The organism is Streptomyces sp. WAC03905, from assembly GCF_057371075.1.
On the sequence record NZ_JBXYDZ010000003.1, the window covers coordinates 5,915,970 to 5,930,804 of the forward strand.

13 protein-coding genes are annotated in these 14,835 nt (G+C 73.1%); 6 read left to right on the forward strand and 7 right to left on the reverse strand.

The genetic code is table 11. From position 1 onward, the window contains the following. Positions 1-32 precede the first annotated feature (32 nt). Positions 33-1,298: an MFS transporter gene (locus tag AC2RP6_RS29230; protein ID WP_486450490.1), complete on the forward strand. Its 1,266-nt coding sequence runs from the start codon at positions 33-35 to the stop codon at positions 1,296-1,298. A 9-nt stretch (positions 1,299-1,307) separates the two neighbouring features. Next, positions 1,308-2,288 (forward strand): 2,3,4,5-tetrahydropyridine-2,6-dicarboxylate N-succinyltransferase, encoded by a 981-nt coding sequence (gene dapD / locus AC2RP6_RS29235; RefSeq protein WP_486448883.1) that lies wholly within the window; start codon positions 1,308-1,310, stop codon positions 2,286-2,288. Between the two features lie 60 nt (positions 2,289-2,348). Here dapD and AC2RP6_RS29240 read toward each other — a convergent pair whose 3' ends face one another. The 3 genes from AC2RP6_RS29240 to AC2RP6_RS29250 all read right to left on the reverse strand — a co-directional run bounded on the left by AC2RP6_RS29240 (position 2,349) and on the right by AC2RP6_RS29250 (position 5,317). Continuing rightward, positions 2,349-2,624, reverse strand: coding sequence for a hypothetical protein (locus AC2RP6_RS29240; RefSeq protein WP_486448884.1), 276 nt, complete (start codon positions 2,622-2,624; stop codon positions 2,349-2,351). Positions 2,625-2,921: 297 nt separating this feature from the next. Continuing rightward, positions 2,922-3,176 (reverse strand): hypothetical protein, encoded by a 255-nt coding sequence (locus tag AC2RP6_RS29245; RefSeq protein ID WP_486448885.1) that lies wholly within the window; start codon positions 3,174-3,176, stop codon positions 2,922-2,924. Positions 3,177-3,475: 299 nt separating this feature from the next. Then, positions 3,476-5,317 carry an endonuclease/exonuclease/phosphatase family protein gene (locus tag AC2RP6_RS29250; protein ID WP_486448886.1) on the reverse strand — a complete coding sequence of 614 codons (1,842 nt, stop codon included), beginning with the start codon at positions 5,315-5,317 and terminating at the stop codon, positions 3,476-3,478. 377 nt (positions 5,318-5,694) lie between these two features. Here AC2RP6_RS29250 and AC2RP6_RS29255 point away from each other — a divergent pair, with 377 nt between their 5' ends. Both AC2RP6_RS29255 and AC2RP6_RS29260 read left to right on the forward strand, forming a co-directional pair. Continuing rightward, positions 5,695-7,212, forward strand: coding sequence for a hypothetical protein (locus AC2RP6_RS29255; protein WP_486448887.1), 1,518 nt, complete (start codon positions 5,695-5,697; stop codon positions 7,210-7,212). 182 nt (positions 7,213-7,394) lie between these two features. Continuing rightward, positions 7,395-8,834 carry an alkaline phosphatase PhoX gene (locus tag AC2RP6_RS29260; RefSeq protein WP_486448888.1) on the forward strand — a complete coding sequence of 480 codons (1,440 nt, stop codon included), beginning with the start codon at positions 7,395-7,397 and terminating at the stop codon, positions 8,832-8,834. A 27-nt stretch (positions 8,835-8,861) separates the two neighbouring features. Here AC2RP6_RS29260 and AC2RP6_RS29265 read toward each other — a convergent pair whose 3' ends face one another. From AC2RP6_RS29265 to AC2RP6_RS29280, 4 genes are all read right to left on the reverse strand, one after another. Beyond that, complete coding sequence (locus tag AC2RP6_RS29265) at positions 8,862-9,038, reverse strand: hypothetical protein (RefSeq protein WP_356812006.1); 177 nt, start codon at positions 9,036-9,038, stop codon at positions 8,862-8,864. A gap of 102 nt (positions 9,039-9,140) precedes the next feature. Beyond that, positions 9,141-10,427 (reverse strand): TerD family protein, encoded by a 1,287-nt coding sequence (locus AC2RP6_RS29270; RefSeq protein ID WP_486448889.1) that lies wholly within the window; start codon positions 10,425-10,427, stop codon positions 9,141-9,143. Positions 10,428-10,462: 35 nt separating this feature from the next. After that, the gene (locus tag AC2RP6_RS29275) at positions 10,463-10,702 is read right to left on the reverse strand and encodes a hypothetical protein (RefSeq protein ID WP_486448890.1); all 240 of its coding nucleotides are present in this window, start codon (positions 10,700-10,702) and stop codon (positions 10,463-10,465) included. A 43-nt stretch (positions 10,703-10,745) separates the two neighbouring features. Further along, positions 10,746-12,281, reverse strand: a complete 1,536-nt coding sequence (locus AC2RP6_RS29280; RefSeq protein WP_486448891.1) for an aldehyde dehydrogenase (NADP(+)) — start codon at positions 12,279-12,281, stop codon at positions 10,746-10,748. Between the two features lie 128 nt (positions 12,282-12,409). Here AC2RP6_RS29280 and AC2RP6_RS29285 point away from each other — a divergent pair, with 128 nt between their 5' ends. Next, on the forward strand, positions 12,410-13,192 hold the full coding sequence (locus tag AC2RP6_RS29285) for an IclR family transcriptional regulator (protein ID WP_486448892.1): 783 nt from the start codon (positions 12,410-12,412) through the stop codon (positions 13,190-13,192). A 94-nt stretch (positions 13,193-13,286) separates the two neighbouring features. Continuing rightward, positions 13,287-14,735 (forward strand): peptidoglycan D,D-transpeptidase FtsI family protein, encoded by a 1,449-nt coding sequence (locus AC2RP6_RS29290; protein WP_486448893.1) that lies wholly within the window; start codon positions 13,287-13,289, stop codon positions 14,733-14,735. Positions 14,736-14,835 lie beyond the last annotated feature (100 nt).

A 14,835-nucleotide genomic window follows, 5' to 3' on the forward strand; every position in this document is an offset into this window, starting at 1 on the left:
ACTTAGTCGGGGAATCGGGGGGCACGGGTGTGCTGCAGGGGTTCAAGGACATACCGAGGGTCGTGTGGCTGCTGGCTGCGGGGGTGTTCGTCAACGCCGTCGTCAGCTTCACGTTCGTCTTCGTCTTCCTCTACCTGACCGGCCCGCGCGGACTGGGCGCCGCCCAGGCCGGCCTGGTCAGCGGCATCGGCGGGGTCGGCCTGGTCGCGGGCAACTTCAGCGGTGGCTGGTACGGGGACCGCTTCGGCCACCGCCGGGTGCTGCTCGCCGCTTCCACCCTCGCCGGGGTCACCCTCGCGGCCTTCCCGCTGCTGCCGACGCCGCTGCTCTTCGCGGCCATGCCGGTGGCCCAGTACGCCTCCGGGGTGATCCGCGCCGCCAACTCCGCGCTGGTCGCCGTCACCGTCCCGGAAGGCGGCCGCCGCCAGGCCTTCGCCCTGGTGCGCTGCGCGTCGAACGGCGGCTTCACCCTCGGGCCGCCCTTGGGCGCCCTCGTCGCGACCGGCCTCTCGTACGACTGGCTCTTCGTCGCCGACGGGGCCGGGACCCTCGCCTTCGCGCTCTGGACCGCCCGCGTCGTCCCGGCGCGCGGCGCGGCCCGCACGACCTCCGCGGCCCCGGACGGGGGTCGGGGCCGCGGACTCGCCGCCGAACTGAGGGCCCGGCCGGCCCTGCTGGTGCTGCTCGGCGCGATCCTCGTGACCGACGTCGTCTACCGCCAGCAGTACTCCGTCTTCCCCGTCTTCCTCACCGACCACGGCCTGGACCCGCGCGCCTTCGGCCTCGTCATCGCCCTCAACGGCGGGGTGATCCTGCTGCTGGAACTGCCCGCCGCCGTCGCGCTGCGCGAACGGCCGGCGCTGCCGGTGATCGCCGCCGGGCTGGTGCTGGTCGGAGCCGGGTACGGGGCCCTGCTGTTCGGGGCCGGGATCGCGAGCGCCGTGGTGATGATGGTCCTGCTGAGCCTCGGGGAGATCCTCTACAAGACCACCGCCACCGCCTACGTCGCCGACGAGGCGCCCGAGCACGCCGTCGGGCGGTTCCAGAGCCTGTACGCGGGGATCTCGGTCAGCGGCGTCGTCCTCGGGCCGCCGCTGGGCGGTGCTCTGTACTCGGCCGCGCCCGGTCTGCTGTGGCCGCTGTGCGCCGGGCTCGCGGTGGCGGCGGGCGGGGCGGTGCTGTGGGCCTGGGCGCGGCAGCGGCGACGCCCGTCGGACCACGCGTCCGCGGAGGCGTCCCGACACGCGCTCCGACCGGCACATGAGACCGGTTCGCAACCTCGGGCCGTCGCCGGTTAGGTTTCGGGCATGACTGCTACGCGTACCACCGGCGCCGTCGCCGCCGGACTTGCCACCCTCACCGCCGACGGCACCGTCCTCGACACCTGGTTCCCCGCCCCCGAGCTGGTCGCCGAGCCCGGCCCGGCCGGCACCGAGCGCCTCACCGCCGAGCAGGCCGTGGAGTTCCTCGGCGCCGCCGCGGCCAAGGCGATCCGCTCGGACGCGGTCCGCGGGGTCGAGGTCGTAGCCGTCCGCACGGTCATCGCCTCCCTGGAGGACAAGCCGCTGGACGCGCACGACGCGTACCTGCGCCTGCACCTGCTCAGCCACCGCCTGGTGAAGCCGCACGGCCAGAACCTCGACGGCGTCTTCGGCCTCCTGGCCAACGTCGCCTGGACCTCGCTGGGCCCGGTCGCCGTCGACCAGGTCGAGACCGTCCGCCTCAACGCCCGCGCCGAGGGCCTGCACCTGCAGGTCACCTCGATCGACAAGTTCCCGCGGATGACGGACTACGTCGCCCCCAAGGGCGTGCGCATCGCCGACGCGGACCGCGTCCGCCTCGGCGCGCACCTCGCCGAGGGCACCACCGTCATGCACGAGGGCTTCGTCAACTTCAACGCCGGCACGCTCGGCACCTCCATGGTCGAGGGCCGCATCTCCGCGGGCGTCGTCGTCGGCGACGGCTCCGACATCGGCGGCGGCGCCTCCACCATGGGCACCCTCTCCGGCGGTGGCAAGCAGATCATCTCGATCGGCGAGCGCACCCTGGTCGGCGCCGAGGCGGGCGTGGGAATCGCCCTCGGCAACGAGTGCGTCGTCGAGGCGGGCCTCTACGTCACCGCGGGCACCCGCGTCACCCTGCCGGACGGCCAGGTCGTCAAGGCCCTGGAACTCTCCGGCGCCGACAACATCCTCTTCCGCCGCAACTCGGTCACGGGCACCGTCGAAGCCCGCCCGTACAAGGCCACCTGGGGCGGCCTGAACGAGGTCCTGCACAGCCACAACTGACCCCGTCCCACCCCGAACGCCCTCCCGGCCCACCGCGGCCCGGGAGGGCGTTCGGCCGGGTCAGGGCAGGTGGCGGAGTGCCGTGCGGGCCCGTTCGATCTCGGCCAGGTACTGGTCCAGGTGGAAGCGGACCTCCTCGACCACCGTGCCGTCGGCGCCCGGGTGCACCAGGCCGGACCAGACGACCGTCGCGCCGCGGAGGCCGATCCGGACGGTGAGGTGTTCCGGCGCCGGGCCGGGCGGTACCTCGGCGGCCACGTTCACCGTGCGGGGTGTGTCCGTCGGGTGGAGCGGCCCGCCCGGGCGCAGGAGCACCCCGGGGGACAGCCCGGCCATCCTGCTGTCGCTGCGGGTGATGACGTCGAGGCCGTCGACGAAGAGGTAGGTGTGGAGGTCGGTGCAGGCCGGCCCGGGCAGGTGCCGACCAGCAGCGTGCCGACCGCGTCTGCGCGGCTGCCGGGCGCGTCGGCCCTCAGCCTGCGCGGGGATCTACGGGGCATCCGCCTGATGTGTCGTCATGGGTCGACCGTAGCCGGTCGCCGAGGTCGGCGCGCTCGACCACGGCAGGCTGCGGCCGGAGTTCCCGGCCCTGGTGGCAGGCCGAGTCCGGTGACCCATGCGCCGGGCCGACGGTCAGTGGAGGGGGATCGTACGGATCAGGCCCGCGAAGGCCTGCTCCTCCGCCTCGGTCAGCTGCACCGACTCCATCGGGTGCCCGGCGGAGCCGCGCTGGGCCGGGATCACCGGCAGTGCCTCGGCGACGACCGGCTCCGGCTGCCGGAAGCGGCCGTCCCGCAGGACGTGGCCCCGTCCGGCCACCCAGACGACCGCTGCCACGAGCAGGACGGCGAGCCCTATTTCCTGCGCGAGGGAGATCGAGGGGAACACCAGGATCCTCCAGGGGGAGCGGTACGAGCGGCGCGAGCCGGTCCGGGACAAGATCGGGCGTGCAGACACTCAACACCACAACCGGTCGATTCGGTGGAGATGTGGCGAGCGTCACGCCAGGGCCGAAAGTCCCCATCCCGGCTGCAAAGGCGGCGGGGGCCCGGCTGGAAAGGCGGCGGGGGCCCGACCGGAAAGACGGCAGGGGGCCCGGCCGGAAAGACGGCAGGGGGCCCGGCCGGAAAGACGGCAGGGGGCCCGGCCGGGACGGCGGCCGGGCCCCCTGCTCTCCGGCCCCGGTGTTACGGGCGGAAGCGCAGCACCTGCGGGTCGTGGTCGCTGTTCTGCGCCGCGAACTCCGCGTTGATGTGCACGCTGTCGTACGTGAACTTCTTGATCGCCGGGCTGGTCAGGATCTGGTCCAGCACCTGCGCGTTGCCCTGGTAGACGTAGGAGTACCGCTCGGCCTTCGGCAGCGACTTGATCGCCGGGTACAGCGCCCCGCCGTCCGCCAGCGCGTCGGTGGTCGCCGAGAACTCGAAGTCGTTGATGTCGCCGAGGACGAGGACGTTGGCGTTCTTGTCCTCCGCCAGGATCTGCTTCACGAAGCCGTTCACGGCCTGCGCCTGGAGCAGCCGCTTGGCCTCCGAGGAGCGCAGCGGCGGCTGGTGGTGGGAGGTCAGGCCCTCGTCGCCGCCCTTGGAACCGAAGTGGTTGGCGATCACGAAGACCGTCTTGCCGCGGAAGACGAACTCGCCGGCGAGCGGCTTGCGGCTGTCGGCCCACGCCGGGTTCGCGGGATCCACGCGGCCGGGGGAGTGGGTCAGGTGGGCCTTGCCGTTCTCCTTGACGACGCCGGTCGCCGTCACCGCGTCGCCCGGGGCGCGCTCGGTGAAGGAGACGCGCGCCGGGTTGAAGAGGAACACCTGGCGGATGTTGCCGCCGGGCTCGCCGCCGTCCTTCTTGTCCTCGGGGTTGACGGTCCGCCACTGGTAGGCCGGGCCGCCCGCCGCCGCGATGGCCGCGGTGAACTTGGCGAGGGTCTGCTCCGCGGAGACGGTGCCGTCGTTCTTGGCGCCGTTGTCGTCCTGGATCTCCTCCAGGGCGAGGATGTCGGGGGAGGCCAGGTTCTCGACGACGGCCTTCGCCAGCGCGTCGAACTTCTCCTGCGGGTCGGTCGGGTCGAGGTTCTCGACGTTGTACGTGGCCACCGCGAGCTCCTGCTCGGCCTGCGGCTTGGTCTTCTCGGGGGCGATGGTGCCCGCCTTGACGGTGCCGAGGGTGCGGGCCACCAGGGTGTAGCCGCCGAACTGGTTGAAGTCCAGGGGGCCTTCGGTGGTGCCGGTCAGCTTGTCGCCGACGTTGGCCACCGGGAAGGGCTGCTGCGCGATGGGCGCGAGCTGCTGGACCTGCAGGCGGCCGGTGTTCTGGGACTCGTAGGAGCCGTAGATCGTGCCGCCCCGCTTGGCGGTGTTCTCCCAGCCCTTGACCGTGACCCACAGCTCCGAGTACGGGTCGGTGGCGCCGACCACGCGCGAGGTGCCGATCTTGACGTTCATGCCCTCCAGGGACTCGTAGAAGTCCAGGGCGTAGCGCGAGGGGTCCAGGGTCAGGCCGTTGATGCTGCCGCCGGCGGCCGGGTCGCCGGCCGGGGTGTACTCGGCGGGGACCGTGTACTCGTTGATCGCGGCGGCTTCGGGCAGCGCGTTGCCGGAGGAGACCACGGTGACCGTCGGCTTGGAGATCTGGGTCACCGACTGGTTGCCGGAGCTGACGCCGCCGGGGACGTACTCGCCGACCGTGCCGGACACCTTCACCGCGTCGCCGACGGCGACGGTCGGGACCGAGTTGGTGAAGACGAAGACGCCCTCGCTCGTCGCGGCGTCGTCGTCCGCGTCGGGGTCCTGGATCCAGAAGCCGCGCGAGCCGTAGGTCCGCACGCCCGTCACGATGCCCTCGACGTCGGCGACCTGCTTGCCGTTGAGCGGGGATATCCGGGTGGTGCCCTGGATGTCGTGGATGCGTACCGGGTCGGCGGACGCCGTGCCCTCGGCCGCGTCGGCGGAGCCCGCGAGCAGGCCGGTGGCCAGCGCGGAGGCGACGAGGGCCGCGACGGCGGCGGAGCGGGGATACGAGGAGCGCATGGTCAGGAGACTCCGGTGTGGGAGAGGGGTAGGGAGAGGCTGCGAGCAGCGAGATCTGCGGGGGGTTGGTCGGCCCCCCAACGTCTACGCGCGTCAATTTCCTGTGTTGCCAGCAAAGTTGTCAAGCCCTCCAGGGGAGACGGCAGCTGACTGTGGGATGAACCAAAGGCGATGGCCCGTCGGAGGCGCCCGATATGCGTCTACGCTGGGTCGCCGTACGACGGCCACGGCTGTCATCTGCGCCACATCGGCCATGCCCGCACTGCCCCGTCATGTCGGCCATGTCGCCGGTTTTCGGGCGCACCTGACGGCCCGGCCGCCCGGCCGGACCGTCACGGCCCGCCCGTCACCACCGCGTCCGCGAGGAGAGCCGCCCCATGTCCGCTGAGTCGCACCCCACACTGCCGCCGGTCCGGCTGCACTCCGATGCGGAGCTGGCGCGCGACGCCCTCGGTGCCCCGCTGTTCGCGCGCGCCGTACGGCTCGCACGCTGGGCCGGGCCCGCGACCCGCGTCGGTGTCGGCGGTGAACTGGCGGCCGACCAGCTGCCCGCCGCCGCCGCGCACCTCGGCCTCGACTCCGCGGACGAGGACGCCCCCGGGTACGCGAGCCGGGCCTGGCGGGTTGCCGTGGACACCGGACTGGTGGACGTGACCGAGCCGGAGGAGGAGGCGGGCGCGGACGCGGACGGGCGTGCCGCCTCGGCCGGGGACGCCGCGGACACCGGCGAGGGGCCGTACGGCACGGCCGCGCCCGGCGAGGACCTGGCCCTGGTGACGGGCGGCACCCCGGGGGACGTGCTCGACCTGTGGCGGGCGGCCCTGGAGGCGGTGCTCGCCGACGCGGCGGTACCCGACCTGGAGGACCTCGTCGACGCGCTGGACACGGGCGGGGAGATCGACTTCGACCGGCTGGACTGGAACCCGGGCCGCGAGGCGGACGTGCTCGACGCGGTCCTCGCCAACCTCTACCTGCTCACCGTCTCCGGCGCCGGGGGGCTGGACCGACCGATCCCGCTTCCGGTGCTGGCCGCCTCGATGGTCGTGCCCGAAGGAATGGGCGAGCCCAGCGACGCCGTGCTGGAGCAGGTCTCGGACGCGATGATGCGCCTCGACGACCAGTTCCGGCAGCTGGAGCCGATCGGACTGGTGGAGTTCCGGCCCGTCGACGAGGACCTCATGGCGCAGGCCGACGAGGACGCCCCGCTCGGTGAACGGGAGGACGACGACGAGGACGTCTCCCGCTACGGCATGGTCCGCCTGACCCCGCTCGGCCTCTACGGCATCCGCGCCCGGATGCTGGAGGCCGGGATCGACGCCCCCGCGCTCGGGGAACTGGCCGGCAAGGGCGCCGACGCCCTCCTCGACGCCGTCGCCTCCTACCCCGAGCACGCCGCGCAGGCCGAGATCGAGCAGTGGATGGCGGGCCGTGACCTGCCCGCAGCCGTCGCCGAACTGCTCGCCGCCGCCCGCGGGGACGACGAGGGCGGCCCGCTGCGACGGCTGCGCTGCCAGCAGGCGCTCGCGCCGGCCGGACCGGAGGCCGAACCGGCGGTCCGCTCCGTGCTGGACGACGCGGAACTCGGCGGGCTCGCCCGGGTCTGGCTGGCGGAGCACGGGGCGGCCGACGTACCGGCGCCCGCCCCGGAGATGGTGTTCTGGCTGACCGTCGACACGATCGCCGCCCAGCTCGCGGCGGACGGCGAGACCGAGGAGCTGCCCCTCCTGATGGAGACCCTGACCGCGCACCACACGGGCTTCTTCGACCGGGTGTGGCGCGTGGAGCACCCGTCGACGGTCCGGGTGCTGGAGGCGATGGGCCGGCTGCACCCGGACCGGGGGACGGCCAAGGAGGCCCGCAAGGCCGCCTTCAAGGCGCGCTCCCGCAGGCCCTGAGCCGGGAGGCCCGGGAGCCCGGTGACAATGCGCCGTTCCTGGAACTGAGTTGGCCATTGCGGCCGATGCGTGAGGGGTCGGTTCGGCTTCGTGGGTAGTTCAGCCGCCGTTCACGTGCGGGCGGGAGCGTGTGCGCCGACGACCGCACGACAGGCGCACCACTCCCCACCCCAGGAGACCCGATGCCGCTCAGCCGCAGAGACTTCACCGCCCGTACCGTCATCGCCGGCGCGGGTGTCGCGCTCACCGGGACGGTCGGCGCCCTCGCCACCGCCCCGGGCGCGCTCGCGGCCGAGGACGGCACGGCCCGCGACGAGCACGGCCGGCCCTGCGAGCCCGGCTACGGCCCGCTCGTTCCCGACCCGGCGGGCATCCTCGCCCTCCCGGCCGGGTTCCGGTACCGGGTCGTCACGCACAGCGGCGTCACCACGCTGGAGTCCGGCGAGACCACCCCCTCCCACCACGACGGCACGGCCGCGTTCGAGGGCCACCGCGGCGTCACCCTCCTCGTCAACAACCACGAGCTCAAGGGCAAGCGGGAGAACTGGGCGCGCCCGGTCCCGCTCACCGAGGGCCTCGTCTACGACCCGGCCGCGGCCGGCGGGTGCACGGTCGTCGAGGTCCGGCGCGGCGGCGAGGTCGCCGAATGGGTCGGCATCGCCGGTACGTCGACCAACTGCGCGGGCGGCGCCACCCCCTGGGGCACCTGGCTGACCTGCGAGGAGAACTCCGACCTCGCCGGCAAGAACGGCATGACGAAGGACCACGGCTACGTCTTCGAGGTCGACCCGCACGACCGCCGCGCCAACCGCGATCCGCAGCCGCTCAAGGCGTTCGGCCGCTACGACCACGAGGCCGTCGTCATCGACCCGCGGCAGGGCCACGCCTACCTGACCGAGGACGCCTCCGGCCCCAACGGGCTGCTCTACCGCTGGACGCCGCCCCGCGGCTTCGAGCACGGGCGCGGCAGGCTCCGTACGCTCGCCGCCGACGCGGGCGTGCTCCAGGCCGCCAAGTGCACGGACAGCTCGGGCCGGTTCGTCGACGACCTCTCGCGCGCCGCGCGGATCGGCACCGTCTACGGCGTCGACTGGGTGGACGTGCCGGACCGGGACGCGCGGACGGTGCCGGTGCGGCGGCAGTTCACCGACACCGCGGTCACGCGCGGCCGCAAGCTGGAGGGCATGTGGTGGGCCGACGGGGGCGCCTACTTCGTCTCCTCGTACGCGCGGGAGGAGAGCCCGGGCGCGGCGCACGACGGCCAGGTCTGGTTCTACGACCCCAAGCGGCGCACGATCCGGCTCACCGTCCTCATCGGCGTCAACGCGGACCCGTCGGTGGACGGCGGCTACGACGGCCCGGACAACATCACCGTGTCGCCGTACGGGGGCCTGGTCATCGCCGAGGACGGCTCGGGGCTGCAGCACCTGTTCGGCGCGACCGCAGCGGGGCGCACCTACCCGCTGGCGCGCAACGAGCTGAACATCGGGACGCCGGAGGAGCCCGAGTACTCGGAGTTCACCGGCGTCTGCTTCTCGCCGGACGGGCGGACCCTCTACGCGAACATCCAGGACCCGGGGATCATGCTGGCCGTCACGGGGCCGTGGCGGCGCGCACACTGACGCCCCGCCCGGCCTGGATCGCGGGCCTCACTGGGCCGGGGACACCTCCGCGCGGGAGGCCTCGGCCCACTCGGCGAGCAGGAACTCATAGGCCTCGGAGGGCCACTCGCCGTCCACCCGGGTCTCCACGAGGTGCCGTATCGCCTCGTTCGCCTCGGCGGCGGACGGGCGGGCGGGCCCCGCGGGTGTGAGTGTCTCGTGCATGCCTACAAGGCTACGGGCGGGCACTGACAGCCACTCACGGATTACGCGTGGCATCCATCACCCGCGGTCCGGTCCGGTGGCCGCCGGTGCCCGCCCACCTGCTCAGAGTGCCTGGGCGGCGGGCTTGACCATGCCGCGCACTGTGCGCGACTTCACAAACTCGCCCATGGCCGTCATCTCCCACTCGCCGGAGAACTGACGGATCAGCTTCGCCATCATCACGCCGGTCTGGGGCTCGGCGGCGGTGAGGTCGAAGCGCACCAGCTCCTCGCCGCTGGCCGCGTCGATGAGCCGGCAGTAGGCCTTGGCCACCTCGGTGAACTTCTGGCCGGAGAAGGAGTTGACCGTGAAGACCAGGCCGGTGGCGTCGGCGGGCAGCCGGCCGAGGTCGACGACGATCACCTCGTCGTCGCCCGCGCCCTCACCCGTGAGGTTGTCCCCGGAGTGCTTGACGGCGCCGCCCAGGATGGACAGCTTGCCGAAGTAGCAGCTGTCGATGTGGTTGCGCTGGGGGCCGTAGGCGATGACGGACGCGTCGAGGTCGATGTCCTTGCCCCGGAACGCGGGCTCCCAGCCCAGGCCCATCTTGACCTGGGAGAGCAGCGGGCGGCCGCCCTTGACCAGCGAGACGGTCTGGTTCTTCTGGAGGCTGACCCGGCCCTTGTCCAGGTTGATCTTCCCGGTGGCGGGCGGTGCGGCGGGGGCGGCCGGGGGCGCGGCGGGCGCCGGGGCCGGGGTGACCGGGGCGGGGGTGACCGGGGCGGGGGTCCCGGCGCCGGCGGTGAGCCAGGGGGAGGGCTGGTGCGTGACCGGCGGGGCGGGCGGCGCGGGCGGGGCCGCGGGCGCGGCCGGTGCGGGCGGGGTGACGGCGGCCGCGGGAGCCGGTTCCTCCTCCACGCTGACGCCGAAGTCGGTGGCGATGCCGGCGAGGCCGTTCGCATAGCCCTGGCCGACCGCCCGGACCTTCCACGCGCCACCGCGCAGGTAGATCTCGACGACGACGAGCGCGGTCTCGGTGGCCAGCTGCGGCGGCGTGAACGAGGCGATCACCGCGCCGCCGTCGGCATTGCGCACGGTGGCGGTGGGCTCGATGCCCTGGAACGTCTGCCCGGCGGCGTCCGGGCTGGCCGTGACCACGATCCGCTCGATGCCCGGGGGCACCGCGGAGGTGTCCACGGTGACCGAGTCCGGTGCCGCGCCCCCGCCGGACCGGTAGGTGACACCGGGCCCGCTGGGCTGGTTGAAGAAGATGAAGTCGGCGTCGGAGCGCACCTTGCCGTCCGCCGTGAGGAGCAGCGCGGACACGTCGAGCCGCACCGGGGCAGCCACGTCGACCGTGACACGGACGGCGTTGAGCGGCAGGTTGGATCCAGGGGTCATAGCGGTCATGCCCGGAGAACGACCGGAGGCGCTTTGCCGTTCCCTTACCCTCGGGGGATATTTCCGCGCCGGTTGCGGGGGTGGTTCTTCGCGGTGCGCTCGTTGCCGAACTTGTACGAGCCGGTCCACCGGGCCATCACGAGCTGCGGATCACCGGACTCCACCTCGGTGAGGAAGGCGGCGGCCCGCCCACCGCGCAGGGTGGCCGCGGAGCGGCCGTGGTGGGTGATGACGACGCAGTCGTCGCCCCGGCGGTCGTAGGTGAATCCGTGTGGTCTCGGCATGCCCGGCAGCCTGCCCCGCGGGACGCGGGGCGGGCAACGGGATTTACCGGCGGGGTGCCTCGCCCGTCACCCGGCGGGGGAGGCCCAGGGGATTGGCGTCGCGCAGTGCGGGCGGGAGGAGCGCGTCGGGTACGGACTGGTAGGCCACCGGCCGCAGCCAGCGCTCGATCGCCGTGCCGCCCACCGAGGTGGAGTGGGAGGTGGCGGCCGGGTAGGGGCCGCCGTGGTGCTGGGCCGGGGCCACCGCGACCCCGGTGGGCCAGCCGTTGACCACGATCCGCCCCGCCAGTGCCGTGACCCGTTCGATCAGCTCGGCGGCCGGGCCCGGGGCGCCCTCGGTCTCGGCGGCGGACAGCTGGAGGGTGGCGCTCAGGTTCCCGCCGAGCCGCCCGAGGACCGCGCCCGCCTCGTCCTGGCCGGCGTACCGGACGACGACGGTGACCGGGCCGAAGCACTCCTCCAGCAGGACGGCGTGCCCGTCGCCGGCGAGGAGGTCCGCGGCCCGCACGGTCAGGTAGCCCGCACCCACCGTGTGGTCGCCGCCCGAGCCGGGGGTGACCGGGGCCTCGACGCCGGGCAGCGCCGCCCGCTCGCGCACACCGGTGACGAAGTTCTCCCGCATCCGGTGGTCGAGCAGCACCCCGGGCTCGGTCTCGCCGAGCGCCTTGGTCAGCTCACCGGTGAGCCGGTCGCCGTCCGCGCCGTCGGGCACCAGGACCAGGCCGGGCTTCACGCAGAACTGGCCGACGCCGAGGGTGACCGAGGCCGCGAGACCGGCGCCGATCTCCTCGGCGCGCTCGGCGGCCGCGGCAGGGGTGACCACGACGGGGTTGAGGGAGCCCAGTTCACCGTGGAAGGGAATGGGGACGGGCCGGGCGGCGGCGGCGTCGAACAGCGCCCGCCCGCCCCGGACGGAACCGGTGAATCCGGCGGCGGCGACCAGCGGGTGGCGGATCAGCTCCAGGCCGGCGTCGAACCCGTGGACCACGGACACCACTTCGGGCGGAAGCCCGTTCGCGACGGCCGCCCGGCGCAGCAGCGAGGCGCACAGTTCGGAGGTGGCGGGGTGGTCGGGGTGCGCCTTGACCACGACGGGGCAGCCCGCGGCGAGCGCGCTCGCGGTGTCACCGCCGGGGACGGAGAAGGCCAGCGGGAAGTTGGAGGCGGCGTAGACCGCGACCACGCCCAGCGGGACCTTGTAGCGGCGCAGCTCGGGGCGCGGCGGGCTGAGGGAGGGGTCGGCGCGGTCGATGCGGACGTCGAGGTAGGCCCCCTCGTCGACGGCGTCGGCGAAGGCGCGCAGCTGGCCGGTGGTGCGGGAGAGTTCGCCGGTGAGCCGGCCCGGGCCGAGCGCGGTCTCGGCGTCGGCGGCCTCGATGACGTGGGCGGCGGCCTCGTCGAGCAGCTCGGCGGCGGTGCGCAGGAAGGCGGCGCGGACGGCGGCGTCCGCGAGGGCGCCGCGGGCGGCATGGGCGGCCCGTACGGCTTCGTCCACCTCGTGGGATGTGGCCTCCACCGCAACCTGCTCGCGCTGCTTCCCGGTGCGGGGGTCCACACTCCAGACTGGTGTCGTTGTCATGGCCCACTGCCTCCTGGATCGTTCAGTATTCTGAACGCGGTTCCGGTGGATGAATGATCACATCTGCTGCGGACTCTATTTCCGGGGTCCTCCGCGTGACAAGAGGCGACCAGAGGGGAAGCGGGCGTATGACGACGACCGAGCCGGGGATTCCGGTTGCGGCGGCGCCGGTGAAATCGGCGGTCCGGACCGTCCTGTTGCTGGAACACTTCGCGGCCCGGCCGGGGCTGCACAGCCTGGCCGACATCCAGAACGACCTCTCCCTGCCCAAGTCCAGCCTGTACATGCTGCTGCGCACGCTCGTGAACCTGGGCTGGGTGGAGACGGACGCCACGGGCACCCGGTACGGCATCGGCGTACGGGCCCTGCTGGTCGGCAGCTCGTACATCGACGGCGACGAGGTGGTCGCCGCGGCCCGCCCGACCCTGGACCGGCTCTCCGACGACACGACGGAGACCATCCACCTGGCGCGGCTCGACGGCACGAGCGTGGTGTACCTCGCGACCCGCCAGTCCCAGCACTACCTGCGGCCCTTCACCCGGGTCGGGCGGCGGCTGCCCGTGCACTCGACGGCGCTCGGCAAGGCGCTCCTCGCCACGCACTCGGACGCGGAGGTACGGGCGCTGCTGCCGCGGCGGCTGGAGGCGGTCACCGAGCACACCATCACCGACCGGGAGCAGCTCATCGAGGAGCTGGAGCTGGTACGGGAGCAGGGGTACGCGGTGGACCGGGAGGAGAACACCCTGGGGCTGCGCTGCTTCGGCGTGGCCGTGCCGTACCGGACGCCGGCCCGGGACGCGGTGAGCTGCTCGGTACCGGTGGCCCGGCTGACGCCGGGGCACGAGCAGCTCATCAAGGCGGCCCTGTTCGAGGCGCGCGACCGCCTGTCGGTGGTGACCCGCCGCATGTGACGGGGCGGGACCGCATCATGAGGAAAGGCTGAGAACTCGGCCACAATCGGGGCAGAGCGGAACGTCCGAGGCCCCCCGGACGTCCTTCCGGGGGATGAACAAGACGATCAGGCGTGCGTCGGTCTTCTGTCTGCTCCTGGTGCTGGCCCTGCTGGTCCGCGTCACCTGGGTGCAGGCGTACCAAGGCCAGGCCCTCGCAGACGACAAGCACAACCGCCGCAATCTCATCGGGCAGTACGAGAACCCGCTGGGCAACATCATCGTGGGCGGGGAGGCGATCACCGGCTCGGAGAAGACGGGCGGGAAGGACTTCGGCTACAAGCGGACCTACGCCGACGGTCCGCTCTACGCACCCGTGACCGGCTACAGCTCCCAGGTCTTCGGCACCAGCATGCTGGAGGGCATCTACAAGAACGTCCTCAACGGATCCGACAGCCGGCTGAAGACGGTGATGGACATGCTCACCAACAAGCGGGCCGACCCCGGCAACGTCCTCACCACGATCGACAGGGACGTGCAGAAGGCCGCCTACGACGCGCTCCAGGGCAAGCAGGGCGCCGCCGTGGCCCTCGACCCCGTCACCGGCGAGATCCTCGCCGTCGTGAACAACCCCTCCTTCGACCCGGGGAGCATCGCCGGCTCCAACGACCAGAAGGCATGGGACGCGCTCTCCGCCGACAACGGCAAGGGCATGGAGAACGTGGCGCTGCGCAAGCCCCAGGCGCCCGGCTCCACCTTCAAGCTGGTCACCCTCACCGCGGCGATCGAGAACGGCCTGGTCACCGACATCGACCGGCAGACCGGCATCCCCGACCCGTACACGATCCCCGGCACCCGCACCGCGCTGCCCAGCGAGGCCGGCTCCGCGGCCTGCAACAACGTCTCGGTGCGCACCGCCCTGCGCCTGTCCTGCAACAACGTCTTCGCCGAGCTCGCCTCCCGGCTCGGCCAGGACAAGATGCGCGCGACGGCGGAGAAGCTCGGCTTCAACGCGCAGATCGACACCCCGGTCCGCACCAACCCGCCGAGCAAGTACCCGTCGAAGAAGATGTCGGTCGACCAGGTCGCGCAGACGGGTATCGGCCAGTTCGACGTCCAGGCCACCCCGCTCCAGATGGCGATGGTCACCGCCGCGATCGAGAACGGCGGCAAGCTCGTCGCCCCGCACATGGTCTCCGAGGTCACCGACGCGGGCGGCAACGTGCTGGAGAGCTTCAAGGACCCGAAGTCCGAGCAGGTCATGAAGGAGCGGACCGCCTCGATGATCCGCGACGCCATGCGCACGGTCGCCACCGAGGGCGGCGGCAAGCCGGCCCAGGTGCCGGGCGCCGAGGTGGGCGGCAAGACCGGCACCGCCCAGCGCGGCGTCAACAACAGTCTCGCGCCGCTGGCCTGGTTCACCTCGTACGGCAAGGCGAACGGCAAGCAGATCGCCGTCGCCGTGGTGATCGAGAACTCCGACACCGACCGCTCCGAGATCGGCGGCGGCAAGCTGGCCGCGCCCATCGCGCAGAAGATGATGCAGGCCTGGCTGAAGAAGTAGGCACGCGGCATCCGCACCCGGCGCGCCGGGAACCGCCCCGGTTCCCGGCGCGTTCCCCCGTCCGTGATCAGGACCGCGCCCCCCCCGCCGCCCGCGGTGT

Bases quoted from the DNA above. Each gene is read 5' to 3' on its own strand.
- dapD (WP_486448883.1), top strand. From the start codon at position 1,308: ATGACTGCTACGCGTACCACCGGCGCCGTCGCCGCCGGACTTGCCACC.
- AC2RP6_RS29240 (WP_486448884.1), bottom strand. From the start codon at position 2,624: ATGGCCGGGCTGTCCCCCGGGGTGCTCCTGCGCCCGGGCGGGCCGCTC.
- AC2RP6_RS29250 (WP_486448886.1), bottom strand. From the start codon at position 5,317: ATGCGCTCCTCGTATCCCCGCTCCGCCGCCGTCGCGGCCCTCGTCGCC.
- AC2RP6_RS29255 (WP_486448887.1), top strand. From the start codon at position 5,695: ATGTCCGCTGAGTCGCACCCCACACTGCCGCCGGTCCGGCTGCACTCC.
- AC2RP6_RS29260 (WP_486448888.1), top strand. From the start codon at position 7,395: ATGCCGCTCAGCCGCAGAGACTTCACCGCCCGTACCGTCATCGCCGGC.
- AC2RP6_RS29265 (WP_356812006.1), bottom strand. From the start codon at position 9,038: ATGCACGAGACACTCACACCCGCGGGGCCCGCCCGCCCGTCCGCCGCC.
- AC2RP6_RS29270 (WP_486448889.1), bottom strand. From the start codon at position 10,427: ATGACCGCTATGACCCCTGGATCCAACCTGCCGCTCAACGCCGTCCGT.
- AC2RP6_RS29275 (WP_486448890.1), bottom strand. From the start codon at position 10,702: ATGCCGAGACCACACGGATTCACCTACGACCGCCGGGGCGACGACTGC.
- AC2RP6_RS29280 (WP_486448891.1), bottom strand. From the start codon at position 12,281: ATGACAACGACACCAGTCTGGAGTGTGGACCCCCGCACCGGGAAGCAG.
- AC2RP6_RS29285 (WP_486448892.1), top strand. From the start codon at position 12,410: ATGACGACGACCGAGCCGGGGATTCCGGTTGCGGCGGCGCCGGTGAAA.
- AC2RP6_RS29290 (WP_486448893.1), top strand. From the start codon at position 13,287: ATGAACAAGACGATCAGGCGTGCGTCGGTCTTCTGTCTGCTCCTGGTG.